Below are 24,770 nucleotides of genomic sequence, written 5' to 3' on the forward strand. Positions count from 1 at the left end.
GTCTCACTTCTTCTGGAGGGCGGCGGCAAGGAGATCGTGCGATTCGGCGTTGCCAACGAGCGCAAGAGACGTCGCGAGGCCTTGCTCGGCGTCGGCGGATGCCAGCTCGTTGAGCCACCGCTTCGTCGCCGCGAGCGCATGGAGGGGCTTGGCGGCCAGTTGGTCGGCCTGCTCTGCCGCACGGGCGGCCGGGTCGTCGTGCAGCTCGTGCACCAGGCCCATGGCGTAGCCGCGCCGGCCATCGATCAGGCCCGGATCGAGCATCAGCCGGCGCGCCTGCCCCGGCGGCGTGGCGACGAACGGTGCGCTGACCGCCGGCGAGATGCCAAGCCGCGTCACCGGATAGCCGAGCTTGGCGTCGGGGTGGGCAATGACTACGTCGCCCCCGCCCAGCAGCGCACACCCGCCCGCGATGGCCGCGCCCTGCACGCCGATAACGACCGGCATCGGCAACGCTCGCAGCGCCGCGATGCACCGCGAGAGGCCCGTTAAGAGGCTCGAGAGGTTCGCATCTCCCTGCGGACCCACGCAGAGGTCGAGGTCGAAGCCCGCGCAGAACGCCTTGCCCTCGCCCAGCAGCAGCAGGGCCCCGGCATCGCCCGCGTCCCCGATGCGAGCCTCCAGCTCGTCCAGCATGTCGGGCGTCAGCGCATTGCGCCGCTCGGGCCTGGAGAGCGCGATCCGCTCGACGCTACCGATGCGTTCGCGAGCGATCACGTAGCAGCCCCGGCGCGCGCCTTGGCAACGAACTCGTCGGCGAGCCCGCGAGCCGCCCCGAGCGCGGCGTGGTCCACCCCGGTCGCGAAGCCGTCGCCCTCGATCGTCTGCACGAGCGTGCCGGTGGCGATGTTCCCCGGCGCCCGCTTGCCGGGCGTCGAGGCGTACGGGCAGCCGCCCAGCCCGCCGACGGCGCCGTCGAAACATCGCACGCCGGCTCGCAGCCCCGCGACCACGCAGTCGGCCGCCCTGTCGAACGTGTCGTGCAGATGGAGGTTCAGCGTGCCGGTGCCGAGGTGCCCGAGCGCCGCCATGCGCTCCGTCACGTCGTCCGGCGTCGCACGGCCGATCGTGTCGGCGATCGAGACTTCGTCGACGCCCAGGTCGCCCGCCAAGCGCTCGGCCACGCGCACCACGGCATCGATGGCGATGACGCCCTCGAATGGGCATGCGAAGGCGCAGCTCACGTAGCCGCGGAGCTGCAGGCCGTGCTCGCGCGCCGAAGCCGCTACCGGTGCGAATCGCTCGAACGTCTCGTCGATCGTCGCGTTGGTGTTCTTCTGGCTGAAGGTCTCGCTTGCGGCGGTAAAGAGGCAGACCTTGTCGATTGCCCTGCGGCCGGTCGCCTTGACCGCCGCCTCGTTGGCCTCGAGCAATCGCTCCATGCCCTTCGCATTGGGCACGAGCGCGCTGAAGGTCACGCTCTCGGGGAGATCGCCGGCCAGCACGTCGAGCAACTCCGCGGCGTCGCCGAGCTGGGGGATCCATCTCGGGCTGACGAAGCTGGTGAGCTCGATCTCCGGGAGGCCAGCCGCGATCAGCGCCCGAACGAGACTCGCCTTGTCGCCCGTGGGCACGCGGCCCGCCTCGTTCTGCAGGCCGTCCCTGGGGCCGACTTCGACGACGCGGACGGTGCTGGGTGAGTGCTGCGCGGGCATCGGGCCATCATAAACACCCGTACCACGCACGGGGCGTACTGGGAATCCCAGGGTCATCGAGGGAAGAAGCCCGACGATACCCTGGTTACGAACCACCGGCGAGCCCGGCGCTCGGGCTGCAATGACGAGACGAACTGCCCGCCCTTGACGCGGCCGGCGGCCAACGCGTGGAGGACCCAACGCATGCCATGCTTCTGCAAGTGCTCGAAGACGACCCAACTCGGCGGCGCCGTGATGATCATGGCGGCATCGGTCGCGCTCTCGAACGGCCTGGTCAACGCCGGGCAGGACGGCAACATGGGCGGGCAGGCGACCCAGCAGAGCTTCACGCTCGAGACCCTGCTGACCCGTGACCTGACCTACGCCACACCCGGCAACGAGCGGTACGACGCGGCGTGGGACAAGATCCAGAGCCAGATCGGCAAGCCGGCCCCCAGCTTCAACGTCGGTGAGTGGCAGCAGCTCAGCGGCGAGGCCAACGTCGGCGACATCAAGTCGATGCGCGGCGACATCGTCGTCATCGACTTCTGGGGCACGTGGTGCCCGCCGTGCCGTGCCGCCATGCCCAAGAACAGCGAGATGGCAGAGAAGTACGCGAGCAAGGACGTCCGCTTCCTGGGCATCTGCAACACCAACGGCTCCGACTCGATGATGGAGACCGCCGAGGCCCACGACGGTCGATTCCCCATGGCTGCCGATCTGAACGACCAGACCAAGGACGCGTACGGCGTGCAATGGTGGCCCTACTACGTCGTGGTCGATCGCGAAGGCATCATCCGCGCTGCCGGCCTGCGGAGCGACAAGATCTCGACCGTCGTTGACCGCCTCCTGGCCATCCAGCCGCCCAAGGACAAGGACGAGACCGAGACCGAGACCGAGACGACCCCGCGTCGCCGCAACCGCTGATCGCCTCGGTCCAACGCAGCACCCACCAACGCCCGCTCGCCGCGGGCGTTGTTCATGCGCTCGCGGCGGGCGACCCGATCACGTCCAGCATCGCTCGCGCGATCTCGATGGGCACGGGCGTGTGCAGCGCGTGCAGGCCCGAGACCGGCTCGCCCGCGGGAAGGCGGGGGTGCAGCCCGTCGATGCGTTTCCGATCGGCCACGACGGCCACGCCCATGGACAGTGCGTAGGCCACCAGCCCCGGGCTCGCGTGCTCGTGGCTTGCCGGGCCATACGCCGCCAGCGCGAGGCGCACCCGGGCGAGACGCTGGGGCAGCCCATCGCTGTCGAGCACGATGCGGGTCTGGCCGGCCTCGGGTAGGCGGGCGACGCGCCGCGCCGCGGCGCAGCCCGTCGGCAAGACGAGATCTATCGATCCCGACGCTGCGGCGGCGAGCGCGACGCTGCGCCACGCAAGCGTCGCCGAACCCGAGGCCGCCGGGTCGGCCAGCAGCGCGACGCGGACGATGCCGTCGTCCGAGGCTGCGCCGGCGTCCGCCATCGGCAGCCGCGCGGGCGAGATGGCCGCACGCATCACGCGATCGGCCAGCGGCGTCAACTCGCCCTCGTCGCCGTGCGGGCTGCGGACGAGTTCGGGATTCGTCGCTTCGGCGTCCGGTCGGTGCGGGTCGGCCTCGAGCAACGGTGCGAGATCGCCGCGTCCCGGTCCGAAGCCGGTCAGCCGCGCGACACGCGCCGCAAACGTGCTCCATGCAACGCAGGCATCGAACCGCACGCCGCACCGACGAACGACCTTCCGCAAGACGTTGGCCGTCGAGTGCGGCGTGCCGAAGGGAACGGGCACGCGGGCCACGGGTCCGGCTCCCAACGCTGCGACGCGCCGCTGCACGGCAGGAGGTCCGAGCGCGACGACGGCGTGGACATCGGCCGGGGCGTGCGAGTCTTCGGCGTCGAGCATCGCGGCACATGCGAGCGCGCTCAGGTCGCCGCCACGCTCGAGCTGGTCCAGCCGCGGCCCGCCCTCGGGCGGCGGCATGCCGGGGTGGTCTGCTTCGACGAGGTGCAGCAGCCTGTAGGGGGTTCGGGCCATCGGGTGATCGTTGGCCGCCTCAGCTCCCGGCGCGGGCGCTGAAGGTCTTTTCAACCGAGTAGAACAGCTCGGCCATCGCCCGGCCCGTGTACTCGGCGAGCTCTTCCATGGCCGTCCGCTGCTCGGGGCCGCTGGCGGGCACGAAGTCAGAACGCACCCGCATGGTCACGTCCAGCCTGTAGCCCTGGGGCGGTTCGTCGGGCCAGGCCTTCTCATTGGCCGAGACATCGATCACCTTCACCCGAAGCCGGGCGTTGGGGCGGTACTCGCCCGTGGGCGCCGCCAGGCTGAAGCCCTCGACGCGGGCCCACACGATCTGCTCGGCTCCGATGGCCCGGCCGATCTCGGCCAGGCTCATGCGTTCCTGGGCGCTATCGCGCTGCAGCACGGCCATGGTGTCACGCGCATCGATCACTTCCCTGATCTTCGCCCCCGACGCCAGGCGCTCCTGCACCGACGACAGCATGACGCGCCGGAAGCCCATCGACGGCACCACGCTATCGGGGTCGTCGATCACCACGGCCACGCTGCGCTGGCGATCGAGGCGGTACTCGGCCGGCACCTTGGGCGGGCCATGGACGAGCACGGCGATGGGCGCGACGATGTTGCAGCCGGCACTCAACAGCACCAGCACGAGCAGCGTGAACAGCGGGAGGGCGCGCATCGGGCTAGTACTCCTGGTACTCGGGGTAGCGTTCCTTGTGGTCGTAGAAGAACCACGAAGCACGATTCGCGAAGCGCCGCAGCAGCTCGAGCGCCACCGCATCGGCCGAGAGATCGTCGATGGTCGTGTTGGGGCGGTCCGGATAGGTCACGTTGACGTATTGCTCGAGGCGGACGTCGTCCTCGAGGTAGCTGTCGGCCTCGATGACGATGAGGTTGCCCGCGGCCTGGCCGCTCCACACGTACTGGTTGCCCGGCTCCGACAGGCGGAACTCGTCGAGCTGCACGATGACCAGGCGCTCCACCTCGAACCGCGCGGCGATCTCGTCGAACGTGCGGTCGAGCAATCCCGGCTCGTCGTACAGCACGCGCTGGACCTCGGTGGCCGGTACGACGCTCTCGACGCCGGCGTTGGCCTCCAATCGGGCGATGATCTCCGTGAGGATCGCGCCCACGATCTGCGGCGAGGTCATGTAGATCTCGCGCGACGCGTCGATCACGACCGCGACCCGTTGGCCCTCGAGCCCGTCGTACACGCCCTCGACCGTGATGGTGCCCGTGCGGCGTCGCTCGGCCTCGATGGCGCCGAAGAAGCCCACGATGTTGCATCCCGCCGCGGCCATGCAGGCCAGCAGGAGCGATACGACGGCCGAGCATCGGATGGAACGGGATCCGGTCATGCGACCTCCGGACGAGGAAACAGGAAGGAGAGAGCGAGGCGGCGGCCCGGAATCAGGCGTCAGCCGCTCTCGAAGACGACCATCTTGTACGCCCATGCGGCCAGCAGGATGCCTCCGACGAGCCACCACGTGCGGCCGCGGAAGATCTTGGCGCTCTGCCGCACCGTCTCGGCCCCGGTGATGGCTCCGTGCAGCCCGCACCAGAACGCCAAGGCCGCGAGGACGGAGAACACCGCGCCCGCCGGCTGCACCAGGAACGACCCGATCAGGTCGCCGTGGGCCGCGTGCGTCACGGCGGTGGTCATGCCGCAGGTCGGGCACGGCGCGTCGAACGCCACCACCCACGAGCAACTGGGCAGCCCCAGCCGGGTGTGCGTGCCGTGGCCCTCGGCGGCTGGGGTGAGGGTCGCGCCCACGGCCAAGGGTGCGGCGGCAACGCCCGCCACGATCGCACCGAGCAGCCGCGGCCCCAGCGTCCTGGGTTCCTGCGGCGGCGGCGGGCTCGTCGGCGGCTCGTCTGGCCCGCTCCGCAGGGGAAACTGGTCGGCATCGCTCGGCATCAGCCAATCGTAAACGCGTCGGCGATGGCGAGCCCGAGCCTCCCTCCGAAGCCCTCTTCGCTCAAGAACCGGGTTTCCACCTATAAGGGCGCGATCCGCCGCAGACTTTTCAGATATTTTTGAAACCAATAGTGGACTGCGCCGCCTGATTCTGCGATACTGATGGCATGGAGCCGTCGAACAGCCCCATCCCGGACGCGGCCGCCCGCGAGGCCCAGGACGCCTTCGTCGCGTCGTGGGGCCAGATGGCCGGCGCCTGGGGCATCAGCCGGACGATGGCCGAGGCCCACGCCCTCCTCTTCATCACCGGGCGGGCGATGAACACCGACGAGGTCATGGAGCGGCTTCAGATCTCTCGCGGCAACGCGTCCATGTCGCTGCGCGCCCTGCTCGAGTGGGGCATCGTCAGCAAGGCCCACAAGCGTGGCGACCGCAAGGAGTACTTCCAGGCAGAGCAGGACGTCTGGGCGATGTTTCGCGCCATCGTGCGTGAGCGGCTCAAGCGCGAGGTCGAGCCCCTCGTCGCGCAGCTCCACGAGATCCGCGACCAGTCGAGCTCCAAGCGAAGTGTGGCCCGCGGCTCGATCGACCCGGAACTCGATGCGCAGAACGCACGCCTCGACGAGTTGCTCGACTTCCTTGCCACGGTCGATCAACTCGGCCAACGGTTCGCGAGCCCGCAGGGACGAGGCCTGCGCGTGGCCGCCAAGATGCTGGCCAAGGTGACGTGAGCATGACCACCGCCCACACCAGCACGACCTTCGAGCGGCGCGTACGGCTGCAGCCGGCCCGCAAGCCTGCGTGCTTGCGCGTGCGATGGAGCGTCGCCGCCGTTGCACTCGGCCGGCCCGGTCGCAAGCCCGCTCAGCTCGAGTTGCAGCTCCGCCCGAGCGAAGGCGCCCGGGTCATGCTCGATGGCGAACCCCTCGACGCAGCCGGTACGTGGTGCGCACGCTGGGACGGGCGGCTCGACGTCCGCCGCGTGGCCAGTGGACCGGGCCGTGGTCTGCTCATCGTCGAGGCGGCGCCGCTCGTCGTCGCCGTGCTCGGTGCCTTGGACGACGAACGACCGCTCCACGTTGCGTGCGATCTTCCCGCCGTGCTCGGCCTGGCCGGCGGACGCTACGAGTTGGTCGGGGGCGAATTAGTTTCGTAGGACGCCCCGGCAGCGCAATCAGCACCCCGCGTCGAACTCGTTCTGGAACGCCAGGAAGTCGAAGAACGTCAGCAACCCGTCGCCGTCGAAGTCGGCGTGGCGATCACCGGCGTCGAAGAGGTTCTGGAACGCCAGGAAATCGAAGATGGTGAGTTCGCCGTCGCCGTCGAGGTCGACGTGGCACGACACCTCGCGTGACCACATCAGCGCTTCGATTCCGCTGATCGTGTAGCCGATGCCAGCAACGTAGATGAAGCGATCGTCGCTCCACACGCCGCGAGCTTCGGAGTGGCTGAATCTCGCCGGCAGGACGGCGTGCAAGTCCTCGGCTCGATCGGCTCGCGAACGCCAGAGCATGGCGCGCGTCGTTCCCATCGCATCTCGGGCCAGGCCCACCTGGTAGCGATCCCACGAGCCATACGCAACCGAATAGTCGGCCCAGCCGGGGTGCAGTGACACGAACGAACCGGCCGTCCCGCGCCACAGCGCCGCCCGCGCATCGGGAAAGCCCGTCACGAGCGCGACGCCTGCTTGCACGCCGCCATCGACCGCGTAGATCCACGATTGCGCGAAGCCGTCCGGATGCACGTCGGTCGCCGACCCGGGCGTACCGCGCCAGATCGTCGCCCGGGCGGCGTCCTCCTCGTACTTCACCCAGCCCGCCTGCAGGGGCCCGTCGGCATCGGCGCCCGCCGCATACGCTTCGGATTCGAGCGCGCCGTCGGGATGCAACGCGGTCCACGAATCCGCATCTCCCCTCCAGAGGCCCGCGCGATTGGCATCGGCGAATCTCGCGATGCCAACCTGCTGGCCCTCGTACACGCCCAACGCGAGGGACTCGAGCGCGCCGTCGGGATGAAGACCAACGTACGTCGCGGGGTCGCCCTGCCACAGCGCCGCCCGGTTAACGTCGAAGCCGGCGCCGTTCGACGTGAAGCCGACGCGCTGCCCCCCCTGCACGTCGAGGCACTGCGAGTCCTCCCATCCAGCGGGATGGACCGACTCGAAGGCGAGCGGGAAGCCAATTGCCCACGTTCCCGCGTGGTCGTTGGCCGACCGCGCGAAACCGGCAATCACCGGCCTTGGCCACGGCCCGAAGGCGTCTTCGTCGATGGCCAGCGCAGCGGATCCGGCCAGGCCCGATGGATGGAGCGGTTCGGCGATCCACTGGCCCATCGCCGCTGTGGCGATGACCGATCCCGCGACCAGGGCGCCCGCGATTCGCAATCGTTGCATGGTCGGGCCCCCCTTGATACGTGCTAGCACCCCGCGTCGAACAGGTTCTGGAAGGCCAGGAAGTCGAAGATCGTCAGCGATCCGTCGCCGTCGAGGTCGGCCCGTGCGTCCCCCGCGTCGAACAGGTTCTGGAACTCCAGGAAATCAAAGATCGTCAGCTCGCCGTCGCCGTCAAGGTCGGCCGGGCACGCGGCCCCGCCCACGGCCAGGACGAAGCCGCGGGGACGTCCGTCGGGGTTGAGGCCGTTGCCGACGATGGTCCCCGCGTCGTTCACGTCCTGACCATCGAGCAACTCCCAGCCGTCGCCGCTTTCGTCGACCATGTCCGCCAGTCGCCGCACGCCGCCGTCCGAGTCCCAGGCGATGGCGCCAGTGCTCGACCAGCCGACGGCCAGGCCGTCGGCGTTAATGCGGTTGAGCCGAGAGCCCACGCCCGCACCGAGCGATGCGCCCACGTCGGTCGGCTCGCCGGCCGCGTCCCACACGGTCGCGCGTCTCGTGGACTCGGCGCGCGAGAATCCGACGATCAGCCCCGAGTCGTGGCGGTCGAGTGCGGCGTCGGTGCCCGTCGCGTCCGGGTCGAGGCGTTCGAGCAGCCGGCCGGGCCCCGTCGCGGGCCACTCGATGGCGCGGGTCTGGCCCTCGCCCTCGGGGTGGAATTGCGAGCTGCCGAGAGCCGCGCCGTCGTCCTCGATGCGGAACAACGAGGCGGGCTGGCCCCAGGTGTCCAAGGGACGCGGCGTGCCCGCACCCAGCGGCCACGCCACCGGCGATGCCGGCTCGCCCACCTGCAGCAGCACCCATCCCGCGGCGTTGACGTCGATCGCGGAGACACGGACGCACGCGGCCGGTCCGGTCGAGACGAGGCCGCCGCCGGCCGTCCAGAGGAAGGCGCCGCGCTGGCCGCACGCGCGATCGCTCACGCCGACCACCAGCCCGCCCGAGATCGCCGTGGCCTCGCTCGTCGCGCCGCCGTCGAGCGTGCCGAGCACCTCCGGCATCGAGTCGAACGACGCCCACCGCACGGCGATGCGCCCCGTCGCCAACCGGGCCGAGCCGACGATGGCGCCGTCTTCGTCGATCGCCGTCACGACGGTGTCGGTGGCTCCGGGCGGCGGGGCCAGCTCGTGCAACGCGTACTGGCCAAGGGACGCCGGCGTGCAGGACGCCAGCCCCACGATCGCGAGTCGGAGGCGTGCCATGCCGCAAAGATAGACCGAGCCCCGGCGGGAGCGAGCCACCCCGGACGCGGGAAGCGAAGCCGATAACGCCCGCAAACGCCCCATCTTCTCGCGGGCACGAAGAAGCCCGCCTTGGGGCGGGCCTTCGAGGTCGAGTCTTTTTTGGAACGCGGATCGGCTCAGGCGCCGACGGCCGCCGGCTCGGCGTCCTTCTTGCCGCTCTTCTTGTTCCGCAGCCAGTCGCCGCTGAACGCCTTGAGGGCCTCGTCGAGCTCGGTGTTGATCTCGTCGGTCAGCTTCCGCTGCTCGTTGATCTTGTCCCACAGCGGCTTGTAGCTCGTCTGGAAGGCCTCGAGCAGGTCCTTCTCGAACTGGCGGACGTCGGTGAGCGCCACCTCGTCGAGGTAGCCACGCGTGCCGGCGAAGATCGAGATGACCTGGTCGACCACGTGGAAGGGCGTGAACTCGGGCTGCTTGAGCAGCTCGACCATTCGCGCACCGCGGTCGAGCTGGTTCTGGGTGGCCTTGTCGAGCTCGGTACCGAGCTGGGCGAAGGCCTCGAGCTCGCGGAAGGCGGCCAGGTCCAGTCGCAGCGAGCCGGCGATCTTCTTCATCGCGCCGATCTGGGCGGCACCACCCACGCGGCTCACGGAGATACCGACGTTAATCGCGGGACGCACGCCCGAGAAGAACAGTTCCGGCTCGAGGTAGATCTGGCCATCGGTGATCGAAATCACGTTGGTCGGGATGTACGCCGACACGTCGCCTTCCTGCGTCTCGATGATGGGCAGGGCGGTCAGCGAGCCGCCGCCGTTCTCGTCGCTGAGCTTGGTGGCGCGCTCGAGCAGGCGGCTGTGCAGGTAGAACACGTCGCCGGGGTAGGCCTCGCGGCCGGGCGGGCGACGCAGGAGCAGCGAGAGCTGGCGGTACGCGACGGCCTGCTTGCTCAGGTCGTCGTACACCAGCAGGGCGTGCTTGGGCGTCTTGCCCTCCTTGCCCTGCCACATGAAGTACTCGCCCATCGCGCAGCCCGAGTACGGCGCGACGTACTGCATCGGGGCGGGGTCGGAGCTCGCGGCGTTGACCACGATCGTGTAGTCCATCGCGCCGTGGCGGCGGAGCTTCTCGACGACGCTGGCGACCGTCGACTCCTTCTGACCAACGGCGACGTAGATGCACACGACCGCGTCGTCGGTGCCCCAGTACTGCTTCTGGTTGATGATCGCGTCGATGCAGACGGCGGTCTTGCCCGTCTTGCGGTCGCCGATGACCAGCTCGCGCTGGCCACGACCCACGGGAATCATCGCGTCGACGGCCTTGACGCCGAACTGCAGCGGCTCGCTCACCGGCTGGCGGTCGGCGATGCCCGGCGCGATGATGTCGACCTTGCGGTACTCGGCGGCCTCGATGGCCGGGCCGTCGTCGAGCGGGCGGCCCAGCGGGTCGACCACGCGGCCGAGCAGGCCCTCGCCGACCGGCACCTCGAGCAGGCGGCCGGTGCTCTTGACCAGGTCGCCTTCCTTCACCTTGAGGTAGTCGCCGTAGATGACGGCGCCGACGGTGTCCATCTCCAGGTTCATGACCTGGCCCATGACCGCGCCGCCCTCGCTCTGGAACTCGAGCAGCTCGCCGGCCATGGCGTTGGCCAGGCCGTAGACGCGGGCGATGCCGTCGCCGACCTCGACCACGCGGCCGACCTCGGAGACCTCGAGCTCGTTGGCGTACTGCTCGAGCTCGGTACGGATGACGCTGGCGATCTCGTCGGTTCGGATCTTCACGGCGGGCTGTCCCTTTACGAAAGAAGGCAACGCACGGGCGTCCGGCCACCACCGCCGGGCCCGAGAGAGATTGGTGCCAAGGGTAGCGGCGCTGGGCCCGATTGTCTCGGCGGGAAGGGGCTCGAACGCGGAGGTCGCAGAGGGCGCGGAGGGCCCCGATGGGGGAGGCGCGGCGTCTCGTGCCATGCCCGGCCACCCGGGGCTCGCAGCCGGGCCGCCGACGGATCCATCCGGCGTGCCGGAACTGGCAGCCGGGTCGCCGTGGGCTCGATCCGAGCGGCTGGATGCGTTGGAGAAGGCCCCGGATATTGTTTCAGGCATGCCGGATGTTGTTTCCGGCGACCCATATCCGGACCCTGTCTGGCTTAAAACCCGCCTCCGAGGCCGATTTCCCGCCCCGAGGCCCTTGTTCGGGTCTTTCGGTGCCCGTTCGTAATCCGGGAACACCCGCGGCGAACTTCTCGGGCTCGTGTTCTGGGACTTGCCCCGGCATGTGGTAGATTGGGTGGAGCGGGCCGAGTCTGCCCGCACCACCTCCGGGAGCCCCGCCGTGCCCAAGAATCCCGTCGCCAACCCCTCGGTCATTCTCGCCGCCGCGTGCCTCGCCGCCACGCCGATGCAGGTCGCCCTCGCCCAGCCGGCGATCACGATCGAGGTCGACAACCCGGTGCTGATGCCGGGCGAGAGCACGCTCGTCACGATGTACGCGGGGTTCGCTCGATCGGAATATGCCATGGCCGCGGTCCAAACCGATCTCTTGAGCACCTCGGGCAGCGAGGGCTGGAGCGATGCGAGGCTGGTGGTCCCGATGGATGGTCCCGCGACGACGCCGGGCACGCCCTCGGCGACCGGCTACGACGGAATCTTGGCCGGCCAGCTCAACTTCGGCCTGAGCACGAGCTACGCCGACCCAACGAACCCGATCCCGTTCTGGCAAGCGGTCTACACGGCTCCGCTCGACGTGACCAGGCCCATCGACGTCGCGCTATCGACGGAAACGTCGCGCTACGAGGTGTACCCGTTCCGAGACAGTCCGGTCGCCGAGTCCCGCCTCGCCGACCTCACCGAGGGCGCCGCCACCATCCGCGTCATCCCCGCGCCGGCGTCGGGCCTCGTGCTGGCGCTCGGCCTCGCCGCGCTTCGCCGACGCCGCGACCCAGATCGAACGGAGACCCGCGATGCGTAGGACAGCGACCACCGCCCTGCTCGCGATCGGCGGCACCGCCCTCGCCCAGCCGGCGATCACGATCGAGGTCGAGGATCCGGTGCTGATGCCGGGCGAGAGCACGGTGGTGACGATGTACGCGGGTTTCGATCCATCGGACTATGCGATGGCGGAGGTTGGAACAGACTTGCTCACATCGGTCGGGAGCGACGGCTGGCGCGACGCCGTCGTCGTTGGGGCCATGGACGGCTCACGCGCAACTCCGGGTACGCCTTCGGTGACCGGCTACGACGGCATCGAGGCCCGCCAGCCTAACTTCGGCCTCAGTTGGGGGTACGCCGATCCCAGCAATCCGATCGCGTTTTGGCAAGCTGTCTACACGGCCCCGGTTGATGTGCGCGACCCGATGGAGGTCGAGCTTTCGACACTCACGCGAAGGTACGACGTGTACTGGGCGATGGATAGCGTCATTTCCGAATCCCGCCTGGCCGACCTCACCGAGGGCGCCGCCACCATCCGCGTCATCCCCGCGCCGGCGTCGGCCCTCATGCTGTCTCTCGGCCTCGCCGCGCTCTGCCGACGGCGCGAACCAGATCGAACGGAGACCCGCGATGCGTAGGACAGCGACCACCGCCCTGCTCGCGATCGGCGGCACCGCCCTCGCCCAACCGGCGATCACGATCGAAGTCGACAACCCGGTGCTGATGCCCGGCGAGAGCACGCTCGTGACGATGTTTGCTGGGTTCGATTCGAGCGAGGATTATGCGATGGGCGGCCTCACCACGGACCTCGCCATATCGACTGGCAGCGAGGGCTGGAGCGGGGCGGAGCTCGTCTTTCCAATGGCCGGACCGGGTACCGATCCCGGCGTTCGGTCGCCTGCCGGCTACGACGAGATCATCGCCGGCCAGGTCCACCACCCGTTCGAAGCATACTTCGCCGATGCAACCAACCCGATCGCGTTCTGGCAGGCGACCTACACCGCGCCGATCGATGTGGCCGCGCCGTTCGACGTCGACCTGACAACGGCGACCACGAGGTATGCCGTGTACGTCGACATGCACGCGTATCTCTCCGTGTCCCGCCTCGACGACCTCACCGAAGGCGCCGCCACCATCCGCGTCATCCCCGCGCCGGCGTCGGCGCTCGTGCTGGCCGGCGGCGTGCTCGCCATGCGTCGCCGCCGCTAGCGCTCGACGAACTCGAACACCTCCGACAGCGGCCGCCCCAGCTCGCGGGCGATCTTGAAGGCGACCTCGAGCGAGGGCGCGTACTTGCCGCCCTCGATGGCGTTGAGGGTCTGCCGGCTCACGCCCACGCGCTTGGCCAGGTCGCCCTGGGTCATGCCGCCCTCGGCCGCCCGCAACAGCCGGATGTGGTTGACGACGCGGCCGTCCTGCTTGGAGGCCATCACACGCCCCAGCGATACGAGATCGCCTGCAACAAGAGCTTGAGCATCTCGCTGGCGAACAGCGCGAGCAGCAGCCCGTTGGCCACCCACGCCGCCTCGACGCCGAAGGTCAGCGCGCCGATCGCCATGAACACGCCCGCCCCCAGCACCCACGACGATCGCGCCTCGGCCTTCCACCCGATGAGGCGATCGCGCTCGTCGGTCTCGTCATCGGTCCCGCCGAAGACCGCCGCGATCACGTGGCCGGCGACCATCACGCCGATCAGCAGCACCAGGCTCACGGCGAAGACGGCCACGTACGGCCCCATCTCCATCACCCCCCGGGCCAGCATCGGCCCGGCCGCGGCGAAGTAGCCCCCCAGCCCCAGCCCGAGCGCCACCAGTTGCACCCAGACGCTCCGCTCCTCGAACGACGGCAGCATGGCGATTCTCCCTTCCCGACGCGTGTCAAGTATCCGCGACATCGAGTCAAGTATACTCGACATCGGCGACGTGTCAAGCAAGCTTGACAAATCGCTTGCGGGGGCCATGGGGCGTATTGGCGGGGCTTCGAGTCGCGGCCCTGAAACCGAAGGCTGGGGCTGGCCCTATAAGCGTGTAAACTGCCAACATCACCCGAACGGCGAACTCCGTTGCACTGAGTTCGCGAGGAGGCCCAATGGTCGCGAAGGCTTCGGACGAATCACGCTTGCTGCTTTGCATCAATGGCATGAACCGCGTCGGGGCGCTACGCGTTGCGGCCGACTACATCGCGGGCCGGTGGTCGAACATCCCCGTACCTGAAGGTGTGGGGCCGGAGGCCGACCGGGCGTGGACGGGCCGGGACACGTGCATCCACCAGACCTGTGCACGGAGTTTCGGGCCCTTCGGATACGTGAAACTGGGACTTCGATGCACGTCGCGGCGAACGGCCGAAGAACTGTTGCACGGTCGCGACTGGCTGGCAATGTGCTGTCGTGCCCTGCCGCTGCGAGGGCTGGATCATGATCCACCGGTGTTGAATGGTTCGTACTTCGAGCGGCACAAGACGAATCTACACGTGGAAGTCATGCGTCGCGAGGAGGAATTCGCCTTTCGCGAGGGCGGCCACGCGAGATTCGCTTTGACCGTGCCCGATCGACGACTGGACCTCTCGCGGCTGTGCTATGCCTGCCGCGACGCCGGGCTGGATATTCGTCAGGAAGAGGGCGTGAAGCTGGCCGCAGACGCCATACATCGTCTCAATGACGCCGAAGTGTACCGCCACGCGTTCCGCGTGAAGAACAAGGACGACGACTTAGACTCGGCGATTGAGGCCATCGATCGCATCGTCAAAGAACTCTATGGCCGTGCGGGTTTGGAGCACGAGGTTGATCGGCTGCATGGGGCGACGACGCGGTGGTTCACGTCTGCTTATGGCAACGCGGGTCGCGCGGCTCCCGAGGAAGGCGCGCGGTACGGCTACCTGTTTGCGCACGTCGAGGATCGCCTCGGGCTGCTCGGCGACCTCGCGCAAGCGGCCGACGGACTGGCCGACGACACGGCAAACATCGTGCGTAGCTCCTGTCGATCGATGCTGGGCACGAGCACGGTGCTGATGTGCGTGGAGGGTGTGGCAGCCGAGACTGGACCGTTCGTTCGGGGTACGACCGCGGTCCATTGGGGTAGCGCGATGCCCGAGTCGACGCCGCACAGCGAGTTTGCGATGCTCAGCAACGTGGGCCCGTGGGACCGTGGTGACGCCAAGCGGGTGTTGTTGATCCAAGGGCGGCGACCCGACGAGCCGGGACTCATGCGTTCGCTCCTGAACAGCTTCGACCAAGCGACGCTCGAAGCAGTAGACGAGAAGGCCCACTTCGACATCGCCGAGTTCGATGGATGGAGCGGCTTCCCGGTGGAGGACGAGCGTGGGGCAGCGGCCGAGCCTGGGATCACGACGTTCCAGGTTTCCGCACGATTCTGGCACGACGCGGCCCCCCGCTGGCTCGAAGATGAGCAGCGTCGGGCCGTCATCCAATCGAGGATGCGTGACACGCTGCGACGCTCGGGCTGGGATGACGTCGACTGTACGTGGGCGGTCTAGAGCGGCGTCGATGGTTGGACCGTCCGGGGCCTACAACAGCCCCATGCCGTGGCTGGTGCTGGGCCTGGGGTTGGTCGCGCTCGTGGTGAGCCTCGTTGCGACCCGTCTGGCCACGCTCCTGGGCCGGCGGCTGAACGCGCTCGACGCCGCGGGCGTGGCCGGGCAGGTCAAGGCCGACGCCCGGCGGATTCCCAACATCGGCGGCATCGGCGTGGTGGCGGGGCTGCTCGTGCCGATCGTGGCGGCGCTCGCTCTCTCGCCGATCATCGACGGCCCGCACCGCGAGCTGACCGATCCGTCGGCCGTGGCCTTCGACGCCGTGGTCCTGATCGCCGCCATTCTGCTGCTGCACGTGCTGGGCCTCGTCGACGACCGCAGGCCGCTTGGTCCGCTGCTCAAGCTCGGGCTGATGGCCCTGCCCGCGGTCGCCATCCCGCTGCTGACCGACTCTCGGCTGCTGACGTTGCTGGACGCGTACCCCGGAGGCGAGATCGCGAGCATCGCCATCACCGCGCTCTGGCTGCTGGCGATGACCAATGCGCTGAACTTCCTTGACAACATGGACGGCCTGAGCGCGGGTGTTGCCGCGATTGCCGGCGCGTTCCTGACCATTGCGATGCTGATGGCCGGGCAGTGGTTCGTCGCGGGCCTGAGCGCGTGCGTGGTGGGGGCGTGCCTGGGATTCCTGCCGCACAACTTCCCGAGGGCGCGCGTCTTCATGGGCGACGGCGGATCGCTCGTGCTGGGCTTCGTGCTTGGTTTCCTGAGCGTGCGGGGGACGTACGTCAGCACAGATTCGCCCGCTGCCGGTACGCGATCGAACGAACCGCTCATGGTCAGCATCGCCGAACCAACCACGACCTGGTGGGCGGTGCTGCTGCCGTTGCTCGTTCTGGCCGTGCCGCTGTACGACCTGGCGACCGTCGTGGGCCTGCGCCTCAGCCAGGGCAAGAGCCCTCTCGTCGGAGACCTGCAGCACGTGAGCCACCGGATCGCCGATCGCGGCCTCGGCAGGCGCGGGGCGGTGCTGGTGCTCTGGGCTTTCGGCGCGATCGCCGGCGCGTCCGGCCTGCTGCTGCTGACCGTCAACGCCACCGGCGCCATCATCATCGGCGTGCAGGCGGTGGTGCTCATGGCGGTGCTGGGCGTGCTGGAATTCTGGCCCAGGGGTGGGATTGGCGGCAAGACGCATGGCTGACCGCGCGCGCACGACCGGCGTGGTGCACGGCCTGACCATCGTCATCGCCCTGCTTGCGTGTGTGCGCGCGCTCGTGGCGTTTGATCCGGTGCCGGGCTGGGGGCTCGATCCCTACACCATCGCCGCGCCCGCCGGCGCCTTCGGCCCGCGCGAGGCGGCGCTGCTCGACGTGCTGACGATCCTGCTGAGCGGTCTGGTGCTCTTGCTCGCACCGCCGGCGCGGTGGAAGCCGTGGACGGGCTGGGCCGGGGCGCTCGTGCTGGTTGGTGTCATCGGGTGCGTTCATGGCTTGCCCGATGGCCCAAGGCAGGCCGACCTCTCACCGGCCCTCGCGTGGCTGGCGGCGCTGGCCGGCGCGGGCGGCCTGGCGCGCGGCTGCGCGGACGTTCAGAGCCGCCGCGTGGTGGCGGCGCTGCTGGCCGGGCTGACGGCGATGCTCGTGGCCAAGGGTCTCGTCCAGCTCCTGGTCGAGCACCCGTCGACCGTCGCGCAGTTCGAGGCCGACGAGGCGCGGATGCTCGCGGCCCAGGGGCTCGAGCCCGGGTCGGCCGGCGCGCGGGCGTTCGAGCGTCGGCTCCGCCAGCCCGAGATCACCGGCTGGATCGGCTTCTCGAACGTCGTCGCCTCGTTCCTGGCGGCGGGCGGCGTGCTGCTGGCGGCCGTCGCCGTCTCGGCGCGCCGGTGGGCGGCGGTCGTCGCGGGCGTCGGCGCCCTCGTCGCGCTCGGCCTGGTCGTCTACGGCGGCAGCAAGGGCGCGATGGCCGCGAGCGCGCTGGGCCTGGGGTGCGTCGCGATCGGGCGGTTCGCGCCGACGCGCTGGCGAGAGGGTCGGATGCGTGCGCGCCTCGCCGGTGCGATCGCGTTCGTCGTCGTCATCGGGCCGCTCCTCGCGCTCGTCGCACGCGGCATGGTGGGCGAGCGCGTGGGCGAGCTGAGCCTGCTCTTCCGCTGGTTCTACGTCGAGGCGTCGATGCGCATCGCGATCGACAACCCGCTCCTGGGCGTCGGGCCGGGCGGCTTTAAGGACGCCTACGCCATCGCCAAGAACCCCATCAGCCCCGAGAACGCGGCCAGCCCGCACAGCGTCGTGTTCGACGCGATGGCCTCGATGGGCGTCGTGGTCGGCGTGGTCGTGCTCGCGCTGGTGGTGTTCGCGGCGTGGCGCGCGGCGAGGGCGGTGCTGGCCAGCACCGTCGAGGCCGACGACGCGGGCCGCGTGCCGCGGCTGGCGCTCGTGGCCGGGCCGGCGATCGCGGTCGTGATCGGTGCTCGGTTCGAGCTCGAGTCGGTCGGCGGGCTGACCCCCGGCCTGGCGATGGCGTGGGTCGGCGGGCTGGCGGCTTGGGTTGCGATCGCGGTGGCCGCCTGGCACGCGCCGGTCCGGGCCATCGCACTCGGCGCGGGGGCCGCGGCGCTGGTGCTGATCGCGCACGGGCAGATCGAGATGACGCCGGTGCTCGTGGGCTCGGCCTCGCTCTGGGCCGCGTGGCTGGCGGTCGCTGTTGCGCGTCAGGATACCGAAGCAGCCCCGGCCCGGGCAGCTCGGCTCGTCGGAGCGGTGCCGGCGGTGCCGGCGGTGATGGCGCTCGCGGTAGCGGTGCTCGCGTTGCCCGGGCTCTGGACGTGGCAGACGGCAGTCGAGCGGGCAGCCGCGGCGGCGCGCCGGCCGGCGGAGTTCACCGCCACGCTCCAGGCCAGTGGCGGCGACCCGCGCGTGGTCCGTGCGGTGGCCGAGCAGGTGTCGGCCGAGATCGGCCGGCCCGTGGGCCCGGCCAACCTGGGTGCGGGGCTCGGCGAGCTGGGCCGGCAATCTTCGCTGGCCGCGGCGAGCCAGGCGGACCGGGCGGTCGAGGTGGCCCCGGCGGACGGACCGACGCTCCGGCTGGCCTCCCGCGCGTGGCTCGTCGTGGCGATGGCGGTAGACCGCTCGGCGGGCGAGCGGGCCCTCGCGCTCTCGCAGATGGCGACCGAGAGCGAGCCCGCCTCGGCCCAGAACTTCGGCTACCGAGCCACGGTGCTCGCCGCCCTGCACCCCGACGGCTCGAAGACCGAGGAGGTGCTCGAAGCCCTGGCAAAGGCTGAGGCCCTGAACCCGGCCAGCCCGCAGCTCAGGTTCCGGCAGTTCCGGATCGCGCGGGAGGCCGGGCTGGACGAGCGGGCACTCGAGAGCGCGACTGCGGCGCTGCGGGCCCACGAGCGGATGCGGCTGGATCCACTGGGGGCCGGGTTGAGCGAGGCCCAGGTCCGTGAGATCCAGGGCTATCTCGGGGCTCGCTAGGGCGGCCTGTCGCTTGACGGACAGCCGCTGGGCTCTAGCATTACCCTTCGGCCCACGGCTTCCGGTGGCCGCCGGTGGTGATGGTCTGCGGTCAGGGTGATGTACGAGACCACGCGATGGGTCGATGGCCCAGAGCGATGGGATCGCTGCTCCCGGCGGCGGGGCCCCCGGCAGCCGACGAATCGGGCCGGACGATTCGAGCTTCGAGAACGAGTCATCGGTCTGGAGGGGCGTGGCCCCGGGGCCGATGAGAACCAGACAACCAGGGCCCGCCGGGCACGCCGGGCGGGAGGCCGATCATGGATCGCGGGCGCGTGCCCGGATCGGATGACGGTCGATGGATTCGCCGAATTCGATCCGCCGTTCGGGCGGACGAGCAGACCGAGGACACGAGGACGACGCCATGGCCGAGATGCCGCTGAACAAGGTTCGTAACATCGGGATCGCCGCCCACATCGATGCGGGCAAGACCACGGTCACCGAGCGCATCCTCTTTTACACGGGCAAGACCCACAAGCTGGGCGAGGTGCACGAAGGCACCGCGACGATGGACTTCCTGCAGGAAGAGCAGGAGCGTGGCATCACGATCCAGTCGGCGGCGACGACGTGCCACTGGACGCGCAGCGACGTCGAGTACCAGATCAACCTGATCGATACGCCGGGCCACGTGGACTTCACGATCGAAGTCGAGCGTTCGCTCCGCGTGCTCGACGGCGCGGTCGCCGTGTTCGACGGCAAGGAAGGCGTCGAGGCCCAGAGCGAGACGGTGTGGCGCCAGGCCGACCGGTACCGCGTGCCGCGCATCTGTTACATCAACAAGATGGACAAGATCGGCGCGAACTTCGAGTTCAGCTTCAACTCCGTGAAGAAGCGCCTGGGCGCGAACGCCATCGCCGTGCAGATTCCCATCGGCGCGGGCAACGAGCTCGAGGGCATCATCGATCTGCTGGGCATGCGGGCGTACTACTTCGATGCCAACGAGCAGGGCGCTGTGGTGACCGAGAAGGACATCCCCGACGACCTGATGGCCGAGGCCGAGAAGTGGCGTCACGATCTGGTCGATGCGGCCAGTTCGCTCGACGACGACCTGACCGAGAAGTACCTCGAGGACGAGAACTCGGTCACGGTCGAGGACATCCGCAGCGCGCTGCGCAAGGGCACGCTCGCGTTGACGTGCAACCCGGTCTTCTGCGGCTCGGCCCTGAAGAACATCGGCGTGCAGCGGTTGCTGGACGGCGTCATCGACTACCTGCCCAACCCCACCGAGGTGCCCGAGGTGCAGGGCGTCGACCCGAAGGACTCGGAGAAGAAGCTCAAGCGGCCGCATGATGCCAAGGCCCCGCTGTCGGCCCTGGTGTTTAAGGTGGTGGCCGACAGCCACGGCGACCTGACCTACACGCGCATCTACTCGGGCACGCTCGAGAAGGGCAGCCGCGTGCTGAACCCCGGCAACGGCAAGCGTGAGATCGTGAGCCGTATCTACCAGATGCAGGCCAAGACGCGTGAGGCCCTCGATCGCGCCCACGCGGGTTCGATCGTGGCGGTCATCGGCATCAAGGACTCGATCACGGGCGACACGCTGTGCGACCCGAGCGACCCGATCTTGCTGGAGCGGATGGACTTCCCCGATCCGGTGATCTCGATGTCGATCGAGCCCAACACCAGCGACGACAAGCGCAAGCTGAGCGAGGCGCTCGTGACGATCCGCCGCGAGGACCCGAGCTTCCAGAGCCACTACGACGACGAGACTGGGCAGACCATCATCGCCGGCATGGGCGAGCTGCACCTTGAGATCATCAAGAACAAGCTGACGCGCGACATGAAGATCGACGTGCAGGTCGGCAAGCCGCGCGTGAGCTACCGCGAGGCGATCCAGGGCGAGGCCAAGGAAGTCCGCGGCAAGTTCGTCAAGCAGACCGGTGGTCGCGGCCAGTTCGGCGACGTGATCATCAACCTGCGGCCCTACACCAAGGAAGAGGCCGACGAGGACGGCATCAAGTTCGTCGAGGGCGTGGCCTTCGAGAACAAGATCGTCGGCGGCTCGATCCCCAAGGAATTCATCCCCTCGGTCGAGGCGGGCATCCGGCAGACGGCGGCCAGCGGCGTGACGGCGGGCTACCCGCTGATCAACATCAAGGCCGAACTGGTCGACGGCTCGTACCACCAGGTCGATAGCTCGCAGGTTGCCTTCGAGCAGGCGGCTCGCCTGGCGCTCCGCGAGGCCGTCTCCAAGGCCCGTAGCGTGCTGCTCGAGCCGATCATGAAGGTCGTCATCGTGACGCCCGAGGAGTTCTTCGGCAACGTGACGGGCGACATCTCGAGCCGCCGCGGCATGATCATCGACACCGAGGATCGTGGCGCCGGCATCCGCCAGATCACGTGCGAGTGCCCGCTGAGCGAGATGTTCGGCTACACGACCACGCTCCGCGGCATGAGCCAGGGCCGGGCCGCGGCGTCGATGGAGTTCCAGGAGTATCGCCCGATGCCGGCGAACCTGATGCAGGAAGTCATCGCGGCCGACTGATCGGACCTGCCGGCCGGAGCGGGTCGGCAGCGTCCCAAGAAAACCGTCCCAGACCGCAGACGCCCACGCCCCGGAGGCCTCCGAAACCGGCCTCCAACCCGCGTGGGCGTTATGCTTGGGGGCGTGTTTCAGGGCGGGGCTCGTTCGGCCCGCCGCAGTCCAGGCGAAGGGGAGGCCACGATGGCCGATCGTGTTCCAACCGCGTTGCTGTTCGGGGCCCCGGGTGCGGGCAAGGGCACCCAGGGCAAGATCCTCGGGCAGATCCCGGGGTTCTACCACCTGTCGTGCGGCGAGGTGTTCCGGACGCTCGATATCCACAGCCCGCTGGGCCGGACGTTCTACGAGTATTCGTCCAAGGGCAACCTGGTGCCCGACGACGTGACGGTCGACATGTGGAAGGAAAACCTCCACGCGCAGATGACCCTGAGCTATTACAAGCCCCACGCCGAGATCCTGGTGCTCGACGGCATCCCGCGGAACGTCAAGCAGGCCCAGCTGCTCGAAGAGCACGTGGAGGTCAAGGCCATCGTGCACCTCGTGTGCCGCGACATGAACGCCATGCTCGTCCGGCTGCGCAAGCGCGCCCTTCGAGAGAACCGGGCCGACGACGCCCGCGAGGACGTGATCCGGCGCCGGTGGGAGGTCTACGAGCACGAGACGCGGCCCGTGCTGGACTTCTATTCCAAGGACCTCATCCACGAGGTGGACGCGATCGGAACGCCGGTGCAGGTGCTCCAGCACACGCTCGAGGCGCTGGCGCCGATCCACGACACGCTCTTCGGCCAGCAAGAAATGGACGGCGACCTGTAGCCTCTGGCGTACGCTTGGGCATGGCCGAAGCGATGACCTGGGCGGTGCTGCTGGCGCGTTGGACCGAGTTTGCGCGCTCGGCGGTGGCGCTGCCGACCGAGGGCGAGGGCGGATGCTGGCGCGAGAGCGTGCCGGCGATCATCGGGCTGCAGGCCATCGCGCTGGCTCTGGGCGACCTCGACGAGCACGAGTTGGACGAGGGGCGGGCGCTGGCGATTGACACCGCGTCGGTAGGCATCGATCGGCACGCGGCCGACCTGGCGAAGATCTGGGCCGACGTGCCCTGGCCCGACGAGCTGCACGAGCTGCTGGAAGATGCGCGGCGGGCAGTAGCGGATGCGCTCTCGTCCGGCATCGAGTGGTGCGTCGATGACGCAACGGCCATCCTGGAGCATCCGGCCGAGCTGGTGGGCTTGTTGGAAGCATTGGGCTTCGAAGGCGACGTGTACCTTGCCGCGCCCGGGCAGCAACTTTCGCTCGGGTGCCCGTGCGCGTTCGTGCACGAGCCCGGCGGAGGCACGCCCATGGCCGAGGTCGTCGGCGCGGTCGCCGGGTTCCTCGGGGCCAATGGCGTTGGTGATGGGCTCGTCCGCCGCGGTGCGCCCAGGCAGGCATATCGGCAGTTCGACTTTTCCAAGGGCGGCCCCGTGCGAGACCTGGTGGCGTGGATGGGCGGCGATCCGCAGCCTGGCCAGCCGTTGATGGTGCCGGTGGTGCTCGGCGGTCGCTCCCAGCCGGTCGCCTTGCCGCCGCGGCGTGGGCAGCCGGTCGACCCGCCGCCGCTGGAATTCGAATCGACCGCGTCGGCGGAGATTTCGGCGGGCGACGACGCCGACGCGTGAGGCCCTCGGGCGATCCGCCGGCTATCATGGTGGCCCAGCGGGCGAGTACCCAAGTGGCCAAAGGGGGCAGACTGTAAATCTGCTGGCAATGCCTTCGGGGGTTCGAATCCCTCCTCGCCCATTCCGCCGTGCGATCCGAGCTCGGCGATCAACGCACATCTTCACATAACAACGACATCGAGCGAGCCACGTGCAGTCGGCACGCGGCTCGTGTTTCGTGGTGATTGGGGTGAGTCGTGCGTGTGCCCTGCGCTCCTTGGAGTTGGAGATCGTTCGACCGAGTGCGTCGAGCGAGATCCGGCAACAAGAACGGAGGTGCATCATGATCTCGAACGTACGACCGATCGTCATCGCATCGTTGGCCACCGGTTTCGTGGCTTTGATCGCGAGCCCTGCGCTTGCGCAGCCGAGCCATCGCAGCACGGCGAAGGCCGGCTCGGAGGTCAAGGTTCCCGAGATCGGCAAGCCTGGTAATCGTCTGCTCAAGCGGGTCTCGCCGCGAGACTTCATCAAGTGGAGCTGGAAGCTCCGCGCCGACCGGACAGGCGATAACGATGGCCTGAATCAGACCAAGTTTGCGTTTGCCCCGGGTGCTGCCCCCGCCGGCCGAGCGCTCAACGGCGGCAACTCGATCACGGGCTTCCTTGGCAGCACTTCGACCGGGAGGGGCGTGGGCACCAGCAACATCAGGACCCGACGCGTGCAGTGGAACGTGACGGCGACCGGCTCGCTTGGCGGCCCCGAGAAGCACAAGCCCAAGTGGTCGACGTGGATGAGCGGCAAGGACCCGTTCTACATCACCGTGGACGAGTTGGGCGCCGCCGATCTCCTCCTCGAACAAGAGATCGACGTGTGGTTCCCGATGACGCTGTCGGGCGGCGAGGTCGTCGGCGAGGAGGCGAACTTCGGGTGGGAGGCGAGCCTGCTGTACCAGGATCTCGAATACGACTTGTTCTCCCTCCACGCCGACGAGGGCGGCTTCGACGCCCAGCTCTTCGATACGCCGTTCGAATTCGAGCTCTGGTCCATGATCGATCTGGACGCGACCGAGGACCACGCGTTGTCGGTGCCCATCGATGGAGCGGGCATCGAACGGATGCTGCTGGGCGACCTCGACGACGGCGTCATGGATACTCGCCTCAATCTGGGAATCCTCGTTCGGGATCTCTCCGTTGCGGACATCATCGCCTCCGGGGCGGCCATCGGCCTGCGGAGCGAGGCGGGTGCGGGGGCGGCCGTGCCGGCGCCGGCGACGCTGGCGTTGTTCGGGCTCGGCCTTGGGGTTGCCACCCGCCGACGGAGCGCGGGGGCATGCTGACGAGCGACGGCGAAGGGACGACCGGCCTGCCTGCGCGGGCCGGTCGTCTATTGGCCGTCGGTTCGTGATCCGCCCGGAGCAGCGGGCGATGCGATTCGGGTCTTGATGGGTGATCGACGTAGCAGTTGGGGCTTATCCGGACCAAATGGTCCGGCGATGCCGCAATCTGTCCGAATTCAGGGCAACTTGGGCTTGGCCTGGTGCGGCTTTTCCGCCATTGTATAGGAACCCCCGAAGCCGGTTACGCAGTGGCCGAG

24 protein-coding genes and 1 tRNA gene are annotated in these 24,770 nt (G+C 69.1%); 14 read left to right on the plus strand and 11 right to left on the minus strand.

Annotated elements, in window-relative coordinates; genetic code table 11:
• Positions 1–3: 3 nt before the first annotated feature.
• Positions 4–717 (minus strand): enoyl-CoA hydratase/isomerase family protein, encoded by a 714-nt coding sequence (locus RIA68_12715; GenBank protein ID MEQ8318305.1) that lies wholly within the window; start codon positions 715–717, stop codon positions 4–6.
• Entirely contained in the window at positions 714–1,655 is a 942-nt protein-coding gene (locus tag RIA68_12720) for a hydroxymethylglutaryl-CoA lyase (protein ID MEQ8318306.1), read from the minus strand. The genes RIA68_12715 and RIA68_12720 overlap by 4 nt, the downstream gene beginning before the upstream one ends.
• Positions 1,656–1,838: 183 nt before the next feature.
• On the opposite strand from RIA68_12720, the gene RIA68_12725 reads away from it, so the two are divergent.
• A complete protein-coding gene (locus RIA68_12725; GenBank protein MEQ8318307.1) occupies positions 1,839–2,561 on the plus strand; it encodes a TlpA disulfide reductase family protein in 723 nt (240 codons plus the stop codon).
• 52 nt (positions 2,562–2,613) lie between these two features.
• Here the strand turns inward: RIA68_12725 and RIA68_12730 are convergent, their stop codons facing one another.
• Genes RIA68_12730 through RIA68_12745 form a run of 4 tightly spaced genes read right to left on the minus strand, consistent with a single transcriptional unit; the run spans position 2,614 to position 5,554 of the window.
• Positions 2,614–3,651, minus strand: a complete 1,038-nt coding sequence (locus RIA68_12730; protein ID MEQ8318308.1) for a hypothetical protein — start codon at positions 3,649–3,651, stop codon at positions 2,614–2,616.
• Positions 3,652–3,670: 19 nt separating this feature from the next.
• A complete protein-coding gene (locus RIA68_12735; protein ID MEQ8318309.1) occupies positions 3,671–4,315 on the minus strand; it encodes a hypothetical protein in 645 nt (214 codons plus the stop codon).
• Between the two features lie 4 nt (positions 4,316–4,319).
• Positions 4,320–4,994 carry a hypothetical protein gene (locus tag RIA68_12740; protein MEQ8318310.1) on the minus strand — a complete coding sequence of 225 codons (675 nt, stop codon included), beginning with the start codon at positions 4,992–4,994 and terminating at the stop codon, positions 4,320–4,322.
• Between the two features lie 59 nt (positions 4,995–5,053).
• Positions 5,054–5,554: a DUF2752 domain-containing protein gene (locus tag RIA68_12745; GenBank protein MEQ8318311.1), complete on the minus strand. Its 501-nt coding sequence runs from the start codon at positions 5,552–5,554 to the stop codon at positions 5,054–5,056.
• A 167-nt stretch (positions 5,555–5,721) separates the two neighbouring features.
• On the opposite strand from RIA68_12745, the gene RIA68_12750 reads away from it, so the two are divergent.
• Positions 5,722–6,285 carry a hypothetical protein gene (locus tag RIA68_12750; GenBank protein ID MEQ8318312.1) on the plus strand — a complete coding sequence of 188 codons (564 nt, stop codon included), beginning with the start codon at positions 5,722–5,724 and terminating at the stop codon, positions 6,283–6,285.
• A 2-nt stretch (positions 6,286–6,287) separates the two neighbouring features.
• On the plus strand, positions 6,288–6,710 hold the full coding sequence (locus tag RIA68_12755) for a hypothetical protein (GenBank protein ID MEQ8318313.1): 423 nt from the start codon (positions 6,288–6,290) through the stop codon (positions 6,708–6,710).
• 18 nt (positions 6,711–6,728) lie between these two features.
• Here RIA68_12755 and RIA68_12760 read toward each other — a convergent pair whose 3' ends face one another.
• From RIA68_12760 to atpA, 3 genes are all read right to left on the minus strand, one after another.
• Positions 6,729–7,946, minus strand: coding sequence for a GC-type dockerin domain-anchored protein (locus RIA68_12760; GenBank protein ID MEQ8318314.1), 1,218 nt, complete (start codon positions 7,944–7,946; stop codon positions 6,729–6,731).
• Positions 7,947–7,969: 23 nt separating this feature from the next.
• Positions 7,970–9,148 (minus strand): GC-type dockerin domain-anchored protein, encoded by a 1,179-nt coding sequence (locus RIA68_12765; GenBank protein MEQ8318315.1) that lies wholly within the window; start codon positions 9,146–9,148, stop codon positions 7,970–7,972.
• Between the two features lie 158 nt (positions 9,149–9,306).
• Entirely contained in the window at positions 9,307–10,905 is a 1,599-nt protein-coding gene (atpA, locus tag RIA68_12770; protein MEQ8318316.1) for a F0F1 ATP synthase subunit alpha, read from the minus strand.
• Positions 10,906–11,455: 550 nt separating this feature from the next.
• On the opposite strand from atpA, the gene RIA68_12775 reads away from it, so the two are divergent.
• Genes RIA68_12775 through RIA68_12785 form a run of 3 tightly spaced genes read left to right on the plus strand, consistent with a single transcriptional unit; the run spans position 11,456 to position 13,260 of the window.
• Entirely contained in the window at positions 11,456–12,091 is a 636-nt protein-coding gene (locus tag RIA68_12775; protein ID MEQ8318317.1) for a hypothetical protein, read from the plus strand.
• Complete coding sequence (locus RIA68_12780; GenBank protein ID MEQ8318318.1) at positions 12,084–12,689, plus strand: hypothetical protein; 606 nt, start codon at positions 12,084–12,086, stop codon at positions 12,687–12,689. Before RIA68_12775 ends, RIA68_12780 begins: the two co-directional genes overlap by 8 nt.
• Positions 12,682–13,260 (plus strand): hypothetical protein, encoded by a 579-nt coding sequence (locus RIA68_12785; protein ID MEQ8318319.1) that lies wholly within the window; start codon positions 12,682–12,684, stop codon positions 13,258–13,260. Before RIA68_12780 ends, RIA68_12785 begins: the two co-directional genes overlap by 8 nt.
• Here the strand turns inward: RIA68_12785 and RIA68_12790 are convergent.
• Entirely contained in the window at positions 13,257–13,481 is a 225-nt protein-coding gene (locus RIA68_12790) for a helix-turn-helix transcriptional regulator (protein MEQ8318320.1), read from the minus strand. The two genes, RIA68_12785 and RIA68_12790, sit on opposite strands and share 4 nt — an antisense overlap.
• Complete coding sequence (locus tag RIA68_12795) at positions 13,481–13,903, minus strand: hypothetical protein (protein ID MEQ8318321.1); 423 nt, start codon at positions 13,901–13,903, stop codon at positions 13,481–13,483. The genes RIA68_12790 and RIA68_12795 overlap by 1 nt, the downstream gene beginning before the upstream one ends.
• 236 nt (positions 13,904–14,139) lie before the next feature.
• Between RIA68_12795 and RIA68_12800 the strand changes: the two genes are divergently transcribed.
• The 8 genes from RIA68_12800 to RIA68_12835 all read left to right on the plus strand — a co-directional run bounded on the left by RIA68_12800 (position 14,140) and on the right by RIA68_12835 (position 24,513).
• Entirely contained in the window at positions 14,140–15,543 is a 1,404-nt protein-coding gene (locus RIA68_12800) for a hypothetical protein (protein ID MEQ8318322.1), read from the plus strand.
• 43 nt (positions 15,544–15,586) lie between these two features.
• The gene (locus tag RIA68_12805; protein MEQ8318323.1) at positions 15,587–16,741 is read left to right on the plus strand and encodes an MraY family glycosyltransferase; all 1,155 of its coding nucleotides are present in this window, start codon (positions 15,587–15,589) and stop codon (positions 16,739–16,741) included.
• Positions 16,734–19,019, plus strand: coding sequence for an O-antigen ligase family protein (locus tag RIA68_12810; protein MEQ8318324.1), 2,286 nt, complete (start codon positions 16,734–16,736; stop codon positions 19,017–19,019). Before RIA68_12805 ends, RIA68_12810 begins: the two co-directional genes overlap by 8 nt.
• Before the next feature lie 403 nt (positions 19,020–19,422).
• Positions 19,423–21,543, plus strand: a complete 2,121-nt coding sequence (fusA, locus tag RIA68_12815; GenBank protein MEQ8318325.1) for an elongation factor G — start codon at positions 19,423–19,425, stop codon at positions 21,541–21,543.
• Between the two features lie 180 nt (positions 21,544–21,723).
• Positions 21,724–22,353: a nucleoside monophosphate kinase gene (locus tag RIA68_12820; GenBank protein ID MEQ8318326.1), complete on the plus strand. Its 630-nt coding sequence runs from the start codon at positions 21,724–21,726 to the stop codon at positions 22,351–22,353.
• A gap of 20 nt (positions 22,354–22,373) precedes the next feature.
• Positions 22,374–23,195, plus strand: coding sequence for a hypothetical protein (locus RIA68_12825; GenBank protein ID MEQ8318327.1), 822 nt, complete (start codon positions 22,374–22,376; stop codon positions 23,193–23,195).
• A 39-nt stretch (positions 23,196–23,234) separates the two neighbouring features.
• Positions 23,235–23,316: transfer RNA gene (locus RIA68_12830), tRNA-Tyr, on the plus strand.
• Between the two features lie 201 nt (positions 23,317–23,517).
• Positions 23,518–24,513: a PEP-CTERM sorting domain-containing protein gene (locus RIA68_12835; protein ID MEQ8318328.1), complete on the plus strand. Its 996-nt coding sequence runs from the start codon at positions 23,518–23,520 to the stop codon at positions 24,511–24,513.
• Positions 24,514–24,770 lie beyond the last annotated feature (257 nt).

The organism is Phycisphaerales bacterium (assembly GCA_040217175.1).
Classification (GTDB): Bacteria; Planctomycetota; Phycisphaerae; order Phycisphaerales; family UBA1924; genus JAHCJI01.